This window comes from Sphingobacterium sp. 18053 (genome assembly GCF_902706145.1).
Lineage (GTDB): Bacteria > Bacteroidota > Bacteroidia > Sphingobacteriales > Sphingobacteriaceae > Sphingobacterium > Sphingobacterium paramultivorum.
Map to the genome: position 1 here is coordinate 835,896 of NZ_CACSJW010000001.1, position 18,083 is coordinate 853,978.

Consider the following 18,083-nt stretch of genomic DNA (forward strand, 5'->3'; position numbering starts at 1 on the left):
TCTTTCTTTGAGATTTTACAAGATAGACAATTTATTGTATAAAAGTCTACGCTCCTTTGTTTAAGATACTAAATGCATACGATCTGCTTCAGGTACATCTTTGAAGACGACTGAAAATGTAGTACCGACATCTAATTCGCTTTCCAAGTGAATAGCTGCGTTGAGCTTATTCGCAATTTGTTTAACAATGGAAAGGCCAACCCCCGAACCCTCAAAGCCTTCTGAATTAGCCATTCGGGCAAAGATTTCAAAAATTTTGTCGCCCTCCTTCAAATCAATTCCGATTCCATTATCCTTGATATCATACCGGACCGTATTTCCCTGCCGCATGCTCTCAACGGACACCTTCGGGTTTTGCCTCTTGCTGCTGTATTTTATGGCATTGCCAACAAGGTTCAGAAATAATTGATAGATCAATGTTCTCTCGCCCAAAACAGGTAGTGTTTCGCCCATTATAAATTCTAAATGCTGGACCTGGTATTGCTGTTTGCAATTTTCAACGATATTGACAATCTTGGACTGTGGATTAATTGGTTCGAACACAAAGTCTACATGATTTACCTTTGACATTTGGTAGACTTTATCCATCATATCCCGCATCAGCTGCGTCCCCTCCAAGATATTTTTCATTGACTTTGCAAGCAGTTCGTCAGAGATATCTTTTTTATGGAGCAACATTTGCGCAGTGAGTTGTATCGTCGTCAGCGGATTTTTAAGATCATGGGTCAGCGTGTAGCCAAACGTATCAAGCGCATTATTAGAGCGCACCAGTTTCTTGTTCAATTCATCAATCTCTCCCCCACGCTGTGCTACCGCTTGCTGAATAATGTGTGTAATATCTTCAATAAAAGCGAGTTCAGACGATTGCCATTTTTCGGCTTTTCCTTTTGTAATTTTTTTCCATGCCTCGAAAGAAGAACGTGGCGAAGGAAAGGTAATCTTTCTATCTTCGTCAACCTGCATCACTTTTTCCGGCTTCCCTGCCCAGGTCTCTTCTATCAGGCGTTCTTTCCTAAAAACATATAAGTACCAGTTATTTGCGGGCAGAATACTGATGCGAAGTACACCGGGATACATTTCAACATCTTCGGAAGGACCATCGCACTTAAATCTATCTGTCGCAAAAAACTCTGCAGTGGCTATTTTTTTATCAATTTCTTGGAGCATTTTTTTATCAGGCACCTCACCCACCATCATGATCGCGCGATCACGTTTAATGATTAGCCCCTGCCCATTCATTACCTCCATAATACGCACGGCATACTTTTCCAATACGTCATACAAGTCGCGCTTGACTAGCAAATCACTTTTTAGATCATGCTTCAGCTGCGATAGATTTTTCTGAACTTTTACCTGTTTCTTCTGAAAATCTGCCAGATAATTGTTTACAGCGTATTGTGTAAGAAAGGTACATAGATGGCGCTGTGAAAGATCTACATGCATTGGCTCCCGATTCTGACAGGCTACAAGCCCCCAAAGCTCATCGTCCACGATAATGCTAAAACTTGCACTCGCCTTTACGCCGGCATTTTTAAGGTATTGTAAATGCATGGGTGAAAGTGCCCGAAGGCTGCAGCGTGTAAGATCGAGATCATCGACACTCCGCCCCATCAGCGGAATCGCTTCCGCACTAACATCCGCCGTATGGCGGGCATGAAAAATACGGTAAAGCTCGCGCGCCTGTGCCGGAATATCGAATTCCGGATAACGATAATTCATCAACGATTCCAGCTCAGCCGTCTTGCTCTCTGCAATAACTTGTCCACTATTATCTTCCAAAAAGCGATACACCATCACCCGATCATAGTGAATAATGTCCTTAATCAATTCAGTCAATGCCTGCCAACAAGAGTTGCCGCCACTACGGTTATCTAAATGCTTCGCATAATAATATAATTTGGTTGTTTTGACAGCGAGAGGATTGCAGGCCTCTATTTCAAGATAAATTTTGCCATCATACTTATAGAGACTTAAAAAATAATCGTTTTGATGGATAGTCACACGATCGGCATACCTGGCAAACATGCTGTCGGAAACAGCCTGTTCAATGCTCTCTCCGCGAAGTTCAAATGAAGGAACTATCCGATGAAGAACATCGTCTACAGTCATGCCCAGCATTGCGGAGCATTCTTCGCCTGCAATAGCTGCACAGTTTTCGCTTACCCCGATACACTTATCGTCTTCAAAGATAAATAAATACCCAAAAGACTGTATATTTCCACACAGGTGAATTTTTTCATCATGACAATTGATTTCACGCATAAAGCTACTGATATATTGAATAAAAATATGGTAAAATCAACAGTCCTGTCCTCCATCAACGCTATCATATGGTTACTAATTTACTAAAATAATCTGACCTATCGAAACTTGCATCTAATACTCAATATGTCTTATAAACATAAAACGACTTAGAAATTCTACAGATTTAATATATTCAATGGGCAATAACTATTCGGCGCTGCCCTCCAGCAATGCATTGACGCACCACATATAGGCAGCCTGTCCATGGTAATCGCCTGTGTGGCGGGGACGGTCGTAATAATACTGTTTATCATTCTTTTTATTGGTGCCCACGCAGATTTCCGACACTGCGCCCTGATCGTCCACATATTTCGCGAGTGCCAGCCAGGCTTTACGGGCCACAGGACCGTACTGTTTCTCCCCTAGCCAACCCTGTTTCACCCCCGATATGATCGCATAAGCAAACATCGCCGAACCAGAAGTTTCTGCCCAGCAGTCTGCCTCGTCAATTAGCTGATTCCACATGCCACTTTTGCGTTGCTGTCTCTTGAGGCTCTTCATCATTGTCAGATACCCCTTTAATATACGGGGCCGGTCGGCATGATCCTGCGGAAGCATGCGCAGCAATTCGGTCATGCCTGCCGCCATCCAGCCATTGCCTCGCCCCCAGTAAAATGGGACATCTGGCGCATGATAGAACAGTCCATTTGGACGCTGCAGTTCATCCAGATAAAGCACCATTTCCCGGGCTGCACGGTCCAGGTATTCGACTTTGCCCGTTGCTTTAAAAGCAGCGGCCTGCACGATGGTGATCATGTACATATCGTCGATCCAGAGGCGCGTCTGCCAGGTGTATCTTTTTTGCGCCCAGGCCTTTGCTTCCTGACTGGCATTTTGTGGAAGTTCCCATTGTGTATCAGCATAGGGCAAGCCCAGGTCTAGATAGCTTTTCTCTTTGGTCAGCTGATAAAGCCGCAAAGGGAGGCTACCGAACATATTTAAATCGACGTGGTTCTTAATAGGCATCAGCTGTGGCTCACCTGTTGTTAATTTCGAAAACCGTTCCTTCATGGCCTGCATCAGCTTCTGATCGCCCGTTAGATGCGCGTAATTAATGGCGCCCGTCCAATAGAACGTCTCGGGGTAACTGATCCATTTCCCTGCATGCAGCATATGTTTGCCTGTGATAAAGCGGTGTGCAATGCGATGGCCGATCTCCTTAGGGTCTGCCCCAACAGGAAAATTTGCCAGATCTGTCTGTGCGGTTAAAAATTGAACCGGAAGAAACAATAAAAACAAAAAGATTTTCTTGATCATACGAACTGGTTTTATGTAATTACAAACTATTTTTGTAGCTATAAAATACGTTATTTAAAAAAATCCGAACCGATCTCCTCTAATAAATATCGGTTCGGGACCTATTAACTGATTATTCTGCTTTGGCTTCATCTGCTACGGCATCCTCCCAATTATCCCAGACGGGAGTAGCGGGATTATAACCGTCGTAGCCATAATTTTGCTTTAGTTGCCCTTTAATATTGGAGGTAATCGCAACATTGGGAATTGGCCAGTACATGTTCTTTTTATCCATCGTGTATTTGATATCGCTTAGCCCGGTGGCGTTGACATGAATGACACCTTTGTTGTAGAGGCTATGATGCATGATGCGCTGGTACCAGTAACTTCCGCCACTCGCATCTGTACCGCTTTGTTTATCGAAATTGTCCAGATTGTACGCATTTCCCCATTCATCCGGTTTACCACTACGTGCCAGGCAGAGCGACACCCGTTTCAATTCCACATTGCGCCATTCTTCCCAATAAAGTTCACGAGCCCTTTCATTCATAATATCTCCAATACTGACCGCGCCCTGGTAGAGCTCGGTACATTTTGCACGCTGGCGGACAGCATTTAAATCATCTTTTATCGTCCCATCGGCCGGATTGATATAATATTTCGCTTCGGCGCGCAAAAGGTAAGCCTCCGCCAAGCGATAGAGGTACCAATCGGCGATTCCCCCATTGGTAGCACCCCGTGAACCGTCTGAACCGCTGATATTGGTTTCACTTACAGGATCATCCAGGAAAAATTTATAATGCGGCACATCGTACCAGCGGCGAATGGTATCGCTGCAAAGGAGTTTGCCCGTTGCGGGATCTTTCAGTGTGACTGGTTTTCCAAAATCTTTGGAAGCCTTATTGTTTACTTTGTAATCTTCCATCCGTACCCAGTTACCCATCTTTGAACTGTGGCGCAGGTCGCCATCATCCAGCTTGCCATTGACAGACCATACGCCCTGCGTTTGGAATGATGTAGGACGGAAAGTCGCAATCCCGCGGCCAAAGGCACGCATATAGTCATATTTTGCATTGTAATCCCCACTGTTCCGCTTGATGTTCAACAAGGCCTGTTTACCATCCGTTGTCTGTATCCGGCTGTCAAAGACAAAAGGATATAAGATCCGCATGGTCAGCATTTTTACAAAAGACTCTGCATCAGCACCGCGGTTGGGCATCCCCATGATCACCTCGCGGTTGCTGGCAATCAGTTTGTTTTCGGGGCGGTGCATATCCCAGATGACGTTACGTGTAATGGGCCAGGTCTGTGCCTCGCCTCCATCGTTAAAGGTCCCGAAGCTTTCGGTCATCAGTGCATAGCCCGACTGATCAATCAGGATATCCGTCTGCTCTTTGGCTTTCTGATACTCCCCTATGGCCAGGTAACATTTTGCCAAAAGCATGCGGCAGGCACCTTTATTGATCAGGCCGATCAGGCTCATATTTTTCTGATCAGGCACCCATTGTACTGCAAACTCCATATCCTTGGTAATCATCTGCAGAATGGCATCACGCTTGGTGCTCCGGTAATTTTGTTTGGGCACGTCGATGATGGTCGTTACCAAAGGCACGTCGCCGTATTCAAAGACCAAAGCCATATAACGGAAAGCCCGATGGAAATAAGCGCGGCCTTTGTAGGCATTCCTATCCTGCTCGCTCAAGGTCTGTACCTGGTCTACATATTTGATAATGGTATTGGCATAACTGATCCCCTTGTAGGTTTCGTCCCACAGATACCAGAGGCTGTTGGAGCGGTCGAGGTTCTGATGCGTAGCGTTGTCACTTGTCGGGGTCAGCATATTGGCCACATCCGCCATCATGCTGCGTTTGTCGGTATTGCTAGCCACCATCAGTTCGGAAAAGATATACTCCGTGCCTAGCGTCAGCATCTCGTTATGATCTGTAGCCCAATACCCCTTGAGGTGGCGGTCGCAGATGGCCATGGCCGAAAGCAGGCCCGATTCGGTGTTAAAAGTTTCGTTGGGGATATAGATTGACAGTGGATCGGGCTGCAGAAATTCCTTCGAGCAACTGCTTATCGCTAGCGTACCGGCAAGCAAAAAGGCGATGCCTCTACCTGCGGATTTGTTTTTTTTTAGCGTATTGTTCATGTACATTACAATTAATCAGGTTATAAAGATAAATTCACGCCGAAGGTAAAGACCCGTGAAGCCCAGGACCCCGTCTCCGGATCGCCGTATTCCCAATCTTTGGTCCAGGTAGCTACATTGCGCACTGTACCATACAGCTTCACCCGATTGAGGTTATACTTGGAGGTTAAGGCTGTTGGTAGCGTATAGCCCACAGAGATATTGTCAAGCCGGATAAACGAACGGTCGTACAACCGTTGCGCCCCTTCTGCTCCGATGGGTCCCTTGCCCTCGATACGGCCATAACGGTCCGTTGGGTTCTCCGGCGTCCAGTATTCCTTTGCCGGTAGATTGGCCAGACCATAAGCCATGCGCCCGCCATCATCGTCGTTATTCAGGTAGTTGCCCGACAAGCTTTTGTGCCCCATGTATGAATAAATATTAAATGAAAAGCTGAGGTCCTTCCAGAGGGTAAACTCGTTGCGCATCGACCAGCGGAAACGCGGATCCGTCTGCCCCAGAAAGACCTTATCGTTATTATTATACACAGGCTTTCTGCTGTCCCCATTCACGGCATCGTCTGCCGTATACACATTGGCCACTTTCGGGTCACCAGGAGCCTGCCCATATTTAGCGGCTTCGGCAGCTTCATTGGCCTGCCAGATGCCTGTAACCTGGTAATTCCAGATTGCGCCGATGGGCTGCCCGATAAACCAGCCGTTCGAGATCTCGTCCATTTCTTTGCGGCCGACCATATTTCCATCGGCATCCAGCACATCCTGGTAGTTCTTATAGAGATGTACAATCTGATTCTTATTGTACGAAAAACTGAAGGTAGTAGACCATTGGAGATTTTCCTTTTTCAAGTTGATGGTATTTAAGGTCAATTCAATCCCCTTGTTGTCCACTTGCCCCAGGTTGGTGGTGATGCTGCTGAATCCTGTAAAATTGGGAAGCTTCTGCTCCATGATCATGTCGTGGGTCTGCATCAGGTAGTATTCAAGGGTACCCGAAATGCGATTTTTTAGGAATCCAAAGTCCAGTCCAAAATTCCAAGCCGTGGTTTTTTCCCATTGTAGGTTTGGGTTGGCCAGGCGGTCTACCATTAGGTAGCGGTATTGGACCAGTTCACCTGCCGAGTTGAGGTAGCCATGCATCTTGCCGCTGCCCGAATACAGGTTGGCGAGCGCTAGATTGGGGTCTGCCAGCTGCCGGTTCCCATTTTTACCGTAGGAAACACGCAGCTTACCATAATCCATTACATCGGTCCATTTGAAGAATTTCTCTTTGGTAAAATTCCAGGCCAGGGCCACAGAAGGGAAAGTCGCGTACGGATTGGAGGTACCGAAAGCCGAATAGCCATCGCGCCGGATCGAGGTCGTGAGCATATAGCGGTCATCGTAGGAATAAAATAAACGGGCCAGCAAGGCATCCGCCGTTTGGTGCGTATCGTAGCTGTCGAAGCTGCTATTTTCCTTTGATCCATTTTTGGTATTATGAAAGCCCAGGGCATCCGAAGGCAAAATATTGCGCGCTTCAATGCGATCCCTCCAGGACTGCTGTTCCTCCGCCTCCTGTACCAATGTTACCATTAGGCGGTGCTTATCCGCAAAGCGCTGTTCCCAGCTGATGGTGTTGTTGAGCGACCAGTCAAAACGTTTGGTCTGCTCGCGGTTTGCACCGCGATCGGCCGGATTAGAACCCGGCAGCTCGGCCGACATAAAATAACGGTCGTGGAAATACTGCAGGCGCGGCGAGGCATTAAAGGAATAGGTAATGTTAAAGGGCAGCTTGACTTTCGCATTAAAAATAGAATTGAAGACCGAATAACCTTTGTCAAGCTCCAGGTATTTCTTCTGAAAATCATAATTATAACCCCGCTGACTGAACTGCTCACTGAGTGGATATTGTAAAGGATTGCCACTGGCATCGGCATAATCCGCGTAAGGGCTATTGCGCAATGTCTGGTCGATATCGATGTCGATATTACCGTCTGAGCGATCCTGAAAATTCACATTGGCGCCCAATTCCAGCCAGTTGGTCACATGCGCATTGATCTTCATATTTGCCCGCACAGCCTTGTAAGTATCGCTGACAACGGTTCCCTCATTTTTCAGGTAGCCCATGGACAGGTAGTAATTGACGCGGTCGCTCGCACCGCTGATGCTCGCGTTGTAATCCTGGTTAAAGCCCGTTCGGAAGGTATGATCGCCCCAGTCGACCGTTTTCCCATCCAAAAAGTTCTGCAGGGCATTTCCCTGTAGACCCAAGCGGCGGCCCCAGATACTTCGGTCGGACTCCCCGTTCTCGTTGGTCGACTGCGCGCGCCAGTCATCCAGCGATAATAACGAAGGCAGCTGCCCTGGATTGAAGTAAAAACCGTAAGGCACAGTAAGGTTGCCGTTATCGTCCCGCGTTTGGTAAGCCTCATATAGACCCGTTGTCGGATTGATACCGTAGGTATTTTTGGTGTACCAGTCCTCGCGGTGCTGCAGGTAAGCTTCGGGGCTGAATCTTTTGCGGTATTCGCTCAATTGTGTTGCGCCGGCGTTCATGGTCATATTGATCGTCGGCTTTCCCTGCTTCCCCTTTTTTGTGCTGATGATAATCACACCACTAGCTGCTTTCGAGCCATAAACAGCGGCAGCCGAAGCATCTTTTAGCACATCGATCTGCTCGATATCATCCGGATTGATTTCAGAAAGCTCGCCGTAAAAAATCATGCCATCGAGCACCAACAAGGGGTTGTTGTGCCCGCTGTTGCTATCGTAGACCGAGCGTTTACCCCGTACTTCGATGGAGCCGCCCCCTTTTGCTGAGGCATCATAACCGATATTCAGTCCTGCCGATCCGCGGAGGATATCCTGTACGGTTTTGGGGTTTTCATTGGCTATGCGGTCTGGATGGATCTGCATCACTGAGCCTGTCAGATCCTTTTTGCGCATGGTACCATAGCCTACTACAACCACTTCGTCCAGCTCATCGGCCGACGAACTGAGGACCACATTGACGACCTTGGATGGTGTAAGATCGACTTCCTGGCTCTTGTAGCCCAAAAGTTTAAACACCATTTTTTTTGCACCAAGAGGCACAGAAATGGTATAAGTACCATCAGCTTTTGAGGCTGTGCTAACCTTGCTGCCCAACACGCTCACTGTCACGGAGGCCAAAGGCTGCCCATTTCCATCCGATATTTTACCTGTGATTTCGCGGTTCTGTACTGTCTCCTCTATCGTCGACACAAGGGGTACATTGGCTTTTAATGCAGCAGCAGGACTAGCCAGAGCGACCAGACAGAGCAGGCAGGAACAGGGTATCCATTTGCCCGTTCCAAAGCTGTAAAAGCTATTTTGTTTTAGATTACAATTGTTTCTCATAAAGAAATGTTCACTATGGGTGATTTAGTATTTTTATAATTGGCTTCCTTTGATAAAGGAATTTTAACTGTAAAAGTGAATATTAGCAATTAGAAAAACAGAACTAGATTGTATCAAAAAAGTACTATTTTGTCTCAATAACACGATTTTCGATATAAAAAAGATGCAAGAGTACAGGGAGGTGATCGAAATTAGGCGAGCATTCCTAAAAATCATCAGCAGGTGAAATTTAACTACAACGTTTTCGTAATTTAACTATAACGTTTTCGTATTTTTTATATTACAGAAATGCCTCATCTTTAGCGAACGATATATAGCGGATCAAAAGGTCTAACTTACACCTATACCAGCGTTACCGATCCTACGGAATTTTTGTCCGAAATTGTCCGCTTTTGAACAAAGACCGTTCGAGTTCGAACAAGCAATTCATTAAAAAAAACCTTAGCACCTTATTTTCAGCACTTTAATTTATTGGCAAATGAATTGGTAAACGTTAATCTATAACGACTTACCATGCTTGCGAATTATTTTAAAATAGCCTTTCGTCATCTATTAAAGAATAAAGGTTTTACAGCGATCAACATTGTAGGATTAGCTTCTGGAATGACAGCTGCCATATTGATCATGCTATGGGTAAAAAGCGAATTCAGCTTTGACCGTTTTTATGCTGACACCGATCAGATCTATGCCGTAGGGATGAAAGATGTATGGGAAGGCGAAACCGTCGAACACTTTTATACGCCTAAGCCAATGGCTGCGGCTTTAAAAACTGACTTTCCTGAAATACATACAATCACAAGAGTGGATAAGGGCACCGGATTTCTATTAACTCATCAAGAAACAAAACTTGCAAAAGAACAAGGTGTTTTCGTCGATAGCACATTCTTAAAAGTGTTTGATTACAAGGTTATAGCAGGCAATCCCCTCGAGGCATTAAAAAATCCCAACCAAATCGTTCTCACAAAATCTTTGGCTGAAAGATTATTTGGGCATTCCGCCCCCATCAATCAGACCATCCGATTAGACAGCTCCCAAATTTCAATAGTTTCTGCGATTATTGAGGACCTACCAGATAATTCTTTTATGAAAGGAAGCACTTATCTCGTACCGTGGACATTAATGGAGAAAATAGGCTATTCAGACGATTATTGGGGAAATAATTCCATTCATACCTACATAAAGCTGCATAAAGATGTCAATGTCGATCAATTTGAGACTAATATAAAATATTTCTTACGAAAGCATACGGACACAAAAGTTGCCAATTTTATTCAACCTATCGGCGATAAATGGCTTTACAGCAACTTTACTGAGCAGGGAAAGCCGAGCTCGCAACGAATTGGCATGGTAAGATCATTTATCGCCATTGCCTGTTTTATTCTTATTATTGCCTGCATTAATTTCATAAATTTAAGCACGGCCCAGAGCGAAAAAAGGGCGAAGGAAGTAGGTGTCAGAAAAGTCGTCGGTGCAAATAAAAAGCTATTGGTCGGGCAGTTCCTGACTGAATCCTTTGTGATTTCATGCATTTCGGGCCTCTTGTCTCTGTTGATTACAATGATAGCGCTCCCCTACTTTAATGAACTGGTGTCAAGAAAGCTATCTATTCAATTTAACGATCTTCTTTTCTGGGCAATGTTTGCAGGATTTATTTTAGTGGCCGGAATTCTTTCCGGGAGCTATCCAGCGTTTTATCTGTCTTCCTTCTTACCGACGAAAGTACTGAAAGGTAAAAATCTGCATGTTCAACAGAAATTTAATCCTCGGAAAGTCCTCGTCATTTCCCAATTTTGTATTGCTATCATCCTGATCATAAAAACATTATCCATTCATCGACAAATCAGATACGCTCAAAATAGAGAAATCGGCTATAACAAGGAAAGGTTGGTCGGTATTATCGATCAGGGAGAAATCAGCAAAAATAGATTACTCATCAAGAATAAATTACTGTCCTCCGGTATTGCCTCACAGATTTCAAGGACTTCTTCCCCACTTACGGAAAACAGGAGCAACAACTACATGGACTGGGATGGCAAACCCCAAGATAATAATACCATCTTCGCCAGAATGGGTGCCGATGAAAATTTGGTCAACACGGCAGAACTGCAGTTAGTTGCAGGGCGGGATTTTGATTTGGCTAAATTTCCAACTGATTCTGCTGCGATGATTATTAATGAATCCGCCGCCAAGGTATTTAATTTTGACGACCCGATCGGTAAAACAGTTGTCGATGGCAGGGATTGGCATATCGTCGGAGTCGTGAAGGATTTTATTCAGGAATCGCCTTTCAGTCCTATTACTCCAATGGTCATTCAGGGCGCTTATGCTGGTACTCAGGTTACGAACATACGCATAAACGATCATATGAATACCTCAGAAGCACTTGCGGCAATGGAGAAGATTTTTAAAGAATATAATCCCGATTATCCTTTTGAATATTCCTTTGTAGACAGCAAGTACGCCGAAAAATTTAAAGATTTTCAACAATTGGGAACACTTTCGAGCCTCTTTGCCCTATTGACAATTTTAATTTCATGCCTTGGCTTATTTGGCCTGATAGCCTATATGGCCGAGAACAGGACTAAGGAAATCGGTATCCATAAAGTACTGGGAGCCTCTACTTTTAAGATCATGAGAATGCTGTCTCAAGATTTTGTGTTGTTAGTCCTATTATCATGCCTAGTCGCATTTCCGATAGCCTATTATATCGCCGATGACATGCTGAGCGCATATACTTATCGTATTGAAATCACCTGGGATATCTTCATTGCAGCTGGTACGGGAACGCTAACATTAGCGTTACTCACGATCAGCTATCACGCGATCAAAGCAGCCCTGATCAACCCGGTTGTCAGTCTGAGGGACGAGTAAACTTTCGAATGCACTGTTTGCAGACCACATTAACGATGACCCAAAAACGCTGATTTGTTTTTTATTCAATAAGGTAGTCATACAACTACCTTATTGCTATGTGAGAGAATTAGACTAAATTTTTAAACGTTGCGTGATCGGTCACCGTAAATTCTTGTTGGCATTGCTACTGATAAACATTTCATTTTTCTCTTCCGAGATAATTTCAAGAAAGCGTTCATAATGTTTCAATACATCACTAATTAATTCATTTTTTGTAAAGTACTGGACATCATAGCCCTCCCTTGCATCGCCAAAGTATGATTTTGGAAAAAAGGTTTTCTTGTCGTCCAGGTCAGGTAGATTCTCTTCTTCGACTACATAATCGGATACAACTTTAAACTGGTTCTTTACCCCGTATATAAAATTGTTAATCACGTCGTGGCGGATTTCAATCTGTATCCGACTGGGCGTATCCAACTGCTGAATTTTTGCTTCAATACCATTTTGCTTAAATTCGGCCTGCAGCTCCTCAAAAGCCACCTTCACGGTATCCAGCATAAAATCATCAACAGACTGGCGGCTTTTGAATGAGACAATCTGCTGCAGACGATCTTTCCAAAATTCACCCGACCAGGGTACGGTACTCACTGAAAAATCACGTTCATAATAACTTCGGTCTATGGTCAATGCTTTGACCAGGCTGACACAAAAAAGTAGCATGATGATTGAAAAGGGCAATGCTGTAATGAGCGTCATGGTTTGTAAAGCCTGCAATCCCCCTGTATTCAACAACATCAGCGCCAAGATGGCCAGCAGAGCACCCCAGAATATCATTTGCCATTTTGGCGATTTCTCAGCGTTTTTGCTTGCAATATTATTCATCACATATATTCCCGAATCTGCGGAAGTCACAAAAAAGATAATAATAATCAGGATAACCAGGTAGCTGACCAATTCTGATAAAGGCAGGTATTCCAAAAAGCGGAACATCAAGGCGTCAGGATTATCAGCTAGGGCGCTCAATGCACCTTTGGCAAGATTGACGTCAAACCAGATGGCACTATTACCGAAGACCGACATCCAAATAAAATTAAATAAGGTTGGAATGATAAGAACTGCAGCAATAAATTCACGAATTGTCCGCCCCTTGGATATCTTCGCAATAAATAGCCCGACATAAGGTGACCATGATATCCACCAGGCCCAGTAGAGTATCGTCCAATTATAAAACCAGGGTAATGTAGCTTCGTCATACACATGCGTATCAAAAGTCAAGCTAAAGAAATTGTTTACATAATTACCGATTCCCTCTGTAAAACTTCCTATCAGATAAACCGTAGGCCCCAGAAAAAGAACAAACAACAAAAGGACCACTACCGTTATGATGTTGATATTACTTAAGAGCTTGACCCCTTTATCCACACCCGAAGTAGCCGATAAGATAGCTAACAGCGTCAAGACGCCCACAATAATGATCTGGTAGGTAAAGTTATTCTCCCGCACCAGTCCCAAAGTTTGCAAGCCGGCATTTACCTGCACCACACCAAAACCCAGTGTTGTGGTGATCCCGAAGAAGGTACTACAAAGCGCAAATACGTCGATTGCATTTCCCCACTTTCCATTGATCTTATTTTTCAACAAAGGATAGAAGCAACTTCTAAGCGAAAGCGGCAGCCGATAACGGTAAGCAAAATACGAAAGGGCCAGTCCCACAACACCATAAATTGCCCAAGCATGGATACCCCAGTGAAAAAAGGTATACAGCTGCGCATTTTTCGCTCGATTGATATAATGATTCCCCGCAAAAGCTTCTGTCGAAAAGTGCTGCATCGGCTCTGCGACACTGAAATACATCAGACCGATCCCCATTCCCGCGGCAAACAACATAGAGATCCACGAAAAGAAAGAATACTCGGGCTTACTGTCGTTACTTCCAAGCTTGATGTTACCAAATTTACTAAACATCAGGTAAACGAGGAATATGACAAAAAGCGTAACAGCCCAGACGTAAACCCAATTGAGATTGATAAATATAAATTGTTTGACAACATCTAAAATGCTGACAGCCAAAGTCGGAAAAAACACCGACAGCAGGCAAACTCCTATGATAAAGAGCAGGCTGGGAATAACGATTCCTTTATTAAATGTCGATTTTGACAAGATCACTTTGCTAATTTTTGTTTACAATACGGTCTTCATCTAAAGACCAGTTCTTATTTAATATTATGAATTGCTGCGAATATGTATATCGCGTTGTGGAAATGGAATTTCAATACCGGCTTGGTCCAGAGCCTCTTTACAGTTGATGATCAATTGCTCCTGCATGGTCCAGAAGTTTTCGTTTGAAGTCGTCGCACGCACCGACAAATTGATCGCACTATCTCCCAGTTCAGTAACAACCACCTGCGGTGCTGGTTCCTTGAACGCATATTCATTACTTCGAACCACATCCAGAAGAATTTCTTTGGCCTGCTTTAAGTCAGCATTATAGGCGACACCGATATCAAACCAAGTACGACGTGTCCCCAACTGGGTGTAATTGGTAATACTGCTATTCGACAAGACACCATTGGGAACAACGACCTGCTGATTCTGTGGTGTATTTAGTTTGGTATTGAAAATATCAATTTCGGTGACTGTACCCGAAACATTTGAACTGGACGTAATATAATCCCCTACCCGGAAAGGTTTCAATAACAAGATCAGTATTCCACCGGCAAAATTGGATAAAGATCCCTGCAGGGCCAAGCCTATGGCCAAACCTGCCGCACCAATAATAGCGACAAATGCGGATGTCTGCACACCGAGTTGTGTCACGACAACAATAAACAAGAGTATATTTAAGATCCAGCTAATTAGGTTACTTAAAAAGCGCTGCAAGGAAATATCCATTTGTCGCCGCTCGAATGCCTTGTCGATCATTCGCTTGACCAATCGAATGATCCATGATCCAATTAAATATATCAGTAAAGCTGAGATTACGGCAGTAATAATACGTGGCGCCCAGGCGATTGCAGAGGATATAAAATTATTCCAATGCTCCTGTACGTCATTCATTTCTAAATTGTTCATAGTGCTCTTATTTTATTAAAAATGTAAGGAAGAAGGCATAATATAGCAAAATATTGATATAATTGCAGATGACAACCCTATTAATTATATTTTCAACAAGTAACCTAGCCCGATTGTTTCCAAAAAAATCCAAATTCATAAGCCAAATTTTTATAAACGGAAAACTGTAGCCGTTAGGCCACCCAGTGATAAATAAACCCGCTATAGGCACCTTTACAGCGATGGTTAAAAAACCACTTTTCAAAAGACAGTATTGAAATTATGCGTAGATAGATGCGGAAAGATTTCCAGTAAAAAAACGTGTTGTATGACTATAAAAGAGCGTCTATAGATAGTTATTATAGCCTCCTAAAAATAGATAAACAAAATCTATTCAATAATTCAGCAAGCCCTGCCTGGATTTCCCTACTTTTAGGCGGCCTATGAATTCAATTATACAACATGGACGTAATAATCAATAAAATTTATGATATCATCTGGAGCGACGCTCTGGTGTACCTTTGCCTGCTAACGGGTATTTACTTCACCGTACGCTTCCGCTGCCCTCAGCTGATGCAGATACGGGAAATGATCCGTCTGCTTTTTAATGGTAGCAGTTCGGACAAAGGTATTTCCTCCTTTCAAGCCTTTTCGCTTGCCATTTCAGGTCGCGTAGGTACCGGTAATATTGCCGGTGTTGCTACTGCTATCGCCATGGGCGGGCCGGGCGCTATTTTTTGGATGTGGGTAATTGCGTTTTTAGGCAGCGCGTCGGCTATTGTCGAAGCTACCCTTGGTCAGATGTACAAAGAGGTAAACGATGGCGAATACCGCGGCGGACCTGCATTCTATATCCTGAAAGGATTACGGTCCAAGACTTTTGCCTGGACCTTTGCGATCGTGACGATCATCAGTACCGGATTTTTATTGCCCGGTGTGCAGAGCAACAGTATCAGCGCAGCGGTCGAGTCCGCTTTCCATGTGTCGCCGAGTATCACCGGATTGGCTATTGCCGGGCTATTGGCTATTATTATTATTGGTGGAGTAAAGCGGATCAGCACCGTTGCCGAATATGTTGTACCGTTTATGGCGGGCGCCTATATTCTCATGGCTCTAGTTATTATTGCCCTCAACTTCACAGAGATCCCTGGCGTTATCGCCCTGATAGTAAAATCTGCCTTGAACATGGAAGCTACTTTTGGCGCAATTGCCGGCATGGCAATTTCGTGGGGTGTTAAACGGGGTATCTATAGCAACGAGGCCGGACAGGGCACAGCACCACATGCGGCGGCAGCAGCCGAGGTATCCCATCCGATCAAGCAAGGCCTGGTCCAAGGATTTTCGGTTTACGTCGATACCATGTTTGTGTGCACCGCAACAGCTTTGATGATTCTCTTTACAGGGCAATATAATGTTGAAAATCCAGCCGGAGGATTTCTTGTCCAACACCTTCCGGCGACGGAAATGGGGCCCGCCTTTACCCAACAGGCAGTCTCGCATCATTTCCCCAGCATTGGAAATGCTTTCGTCGCGTTGGCACTAGCCTTTTTTGCCTTCACGACTATTATGGCTTATTATTATATCGCCGAAACCAACATCAGCTTTGTTAGCCGAAAAAAACAACATAAAACCGTGCTTATCTGGATTCTGCGGCTGCTTATATTAGTATCCACCTATGTCGGATGTATCAGTACAGCCAAATCTGCCTGGACCCTGGGCGACATTGGTGTTGGTCTCATGGCTTGGCTCAACCTGATTGCAATACTCCTGCTTCACAAAAAAGTTGTCGCCATTTATGCAGACTATCGCGAGCAGCAGAGGTCCAAGAAAGACCCTGTATTCGACAATTCCAAATTTCAATTTCCGAACATGGACCTATGGTCCAAAAAGAACACGCAACACGATGAGCCAATTGATTAATCTTACCGTATTCAAAAATTTTTTCAAATCAAGTAACGCTGGCGGCATTTTATTATTTATCTGCGTCATTTTATCCCTCATTGTCGCCAATACCGCAGCTGGTCCTGGGCTGCAATCATTTTTGGATACACCCGTTGGTTTCGATTCTGACACCGTACATTTAAAATATAGCACACTGCTTTGGATCAATGATGGATTAATGGCTATCTTTTTTCTGCTCGTGGGACTGGAGATCAAGCGTGAGATCGTGGAAGGGGAACTCTCCTCGCCCAAACAAGCATCGCTCCCGATCCTCTGCGCTATAGGTGGAGCCATTGTTCCGGCGCTCATCTTTTTAAGCTTCAATTCAGGGCAGGCCACAGCAGGTGGCTGGGGTATACCCATGGCGACAGATATCGCCTTTGCATTGGCCGTAATCGGTATGCTGGGAAATCGCATTCCAGCAAGTTTAAAGGTATTTTTGGCCGCTTTGGCTATCGTGGACGATCTGATCGCCATTTTGGTGATTGCTTTTTTCTATTCTTCAGGTATTGAAACCACCTACTTACTGTATGCAGGTATCGGTATGGTTATTCTGTTTGTCATGAACCGCATGAATATACAGAACCCCTATCTGTATCTGATACCAGGTGTATTTATCTGGTATTTTATTCATCATTCGGGTATACATGCTACTATCGCTGGTGTGATGGTAGCCATGACCATCCCGACCAATGATACAGACCTTGAGTCGCCCTTAGAACGTCTGGAGCATGCGCTTGTCAAGCCTGTCAATTTTTTGATTATACCCTTATTTGCATTTGCCAATACCAATATCAGCATTGAAAGCGAGATGCTTACAGGATTGGTCGCGCCGATGGGGCTAGGTATTAGCCTTGGCTTACTACTAGGCAAGCCATTGGGTATCTTAATCATGACTTTTGTCTGCTCTAAACTGGGGATTAGTAGTCTCCCCGAAGGAAGCTCATTCAAACATATCCTGGGTGTAGGCTTATTGGCTGGAATTGGCTTTACGATGTCTATATTTATTTCCATCCTGTCCTTCAGCGACGCGCTGCATATCAATGAAGCGAAGTTATCGATTCTGCTTACCTCCCTGCTGGCGGGAATTTTAGGTTATATGGTATTGTCAGTGTTCGGCAAAAAAAGTCGTGTATAAGCCTGTTTATGTAACAATACGTTAGTATTAATACCTACTATAAGACGATACA

Annotated in this window: 9 protein-coding genes; 3 read left to right on the forward strand and 6 right to left on the reverse strand. The window is 44.4% G+C overall.

All coding sequences use genetic code 11. The features are described from left to right. Positions 1–60: 60 nt before the first annotated feature. From GVK91_RS03790 to GVK91_RS03805, 4 genes are all read right to left on the reverse strand, one after another. Complete coding sequence (locus GVK91_RS03790; protein WP_159727041.1) at positions 61–2,262, reverse strand: ATP-binding protein; 2,202 nt, start codon at positions 2,260–2,262, stop codon at positions 61–63. Positions 2,263–2,451: 189 nt separating this feature from the next. Continuing rightward, positions 2,452–3,561 (reverse strand): glycoside hydrolase family 105 protein, encoded by a 1,110-nt coding sequence (locus GVK91_RS03795; RefSeq protein ID WP_153847762.1) that lies wholly within the window; start codon positions 3,559–3,561, stop codon positions 2,452–2,454. 112 nt (positions 3,562–3,673) lie between these two features. Then, positions 3,674–5,692: a RagB/SusD family nutrient uptake outer membrane protein gene (locus GVK91_RS03800; RefSeq protein ID WP_159727043.1), complete on the reverse strand. Its 2,019-nt coding sequence runs from the start codon at positions 5,690–5,692 to the stop codon at positions 3,674–3,676. Positions 5,693–5,712: 20 nt separating this feature from the next. Further along, on the reverse strand, positions 5,713–9,048 hold the full coding sequence (locus GVK91_RS03805; RefSeq protein ID WP_159727045.1) for a SusC/RagA family TonB-linked outer membrane protein: 3,336 nt from the start codon (positions 9,046–9,048) through the stop codon (positions 5,713–5,715). 513 nt (positions 9,049–9,561) lie between these two features. Here GVK91_RS03805 and GVK91_RS03810 point away from each other — a divergent pair. Beyond that, on the forward strand, positions 9,562–11,919 hold the full coding sequence (locus GVK91_RS03810) for an ABC transporter permease (protein ID WP_159727047.1): 2,358 nt from the start codon (positions 9,562–9,564) through the stop codon (positions 11,917–11,919). A gap of 141 nt (positions 11,920–12,060) precedes the next feature. Here GVK91_RS03810 and GVK91_RS03815 read toward each other — a convergent pair whose 3' ends face one another. Both GVK91_RS03815 and GVK91_RS03820 read right to left on the reverse strand, forming a co-directional pair. Beyond that, positions 12,061–14,067 (reverse strand): BCCT family transporter, encoded by a 2,007-nt coding sequence (locus GVK91_RS03815; RefSeq protein WP_235032748.1) that lies wholly within the window; start codon positions 14,065–14,067, stop codon positions 12,061–12,063. 57 nt (positions 14,068–14,124) lie between these two features. Further along, positions 14,125–14,973, reverse strand: a complete 849-nt coding sequence (locus GVK91_RS03820; protein WP_153847767.1) for a mechanosensitive ion channel family protein — start codon at positions 14,971–14,973, stop codon at positions 14,125–14,127. Positions 14,974–15,414: 441 nt separating this feature from the next. Here GVK91_RS03820 and GVK91_RS03825 point away from each other — a divergent pair, with 441 nt between their 5' ends. Together GVK91_RS03825 and nhaA are read left to right on the forward strand one after the other, a co-directional pair. Next, positions 15,415–16,872 (forward strand): sodium:alanine symporter family protein, encoded by a 1,458-nt coding sequence (locus GVK91_RS03825; RefSeq protein WP_153847768.1) that lies wholly within the window; start codon positions 15,415–15,417, stop codon positions 16,870–16,872. Continuing rightward, positions 16,856–18,031 carry a Na+/H+ antiporter NhaA gene (nhaA, locus tag GVK91_RS03830; protein WP_153847769.1) on the forward strand — a complete coding sequence of 392 codons (1,176 nt, stop codon included), beginning with the start codon at positions 16,856–16,858 and terminating at the stop codon, positions 18,029–18,031. Before GVK91_RS03825 ends, nhaA begins: the two co-directional genes overlap by 17 nt. Positions 18,032–18,083 lie beyond the last annotated feature (52 nt).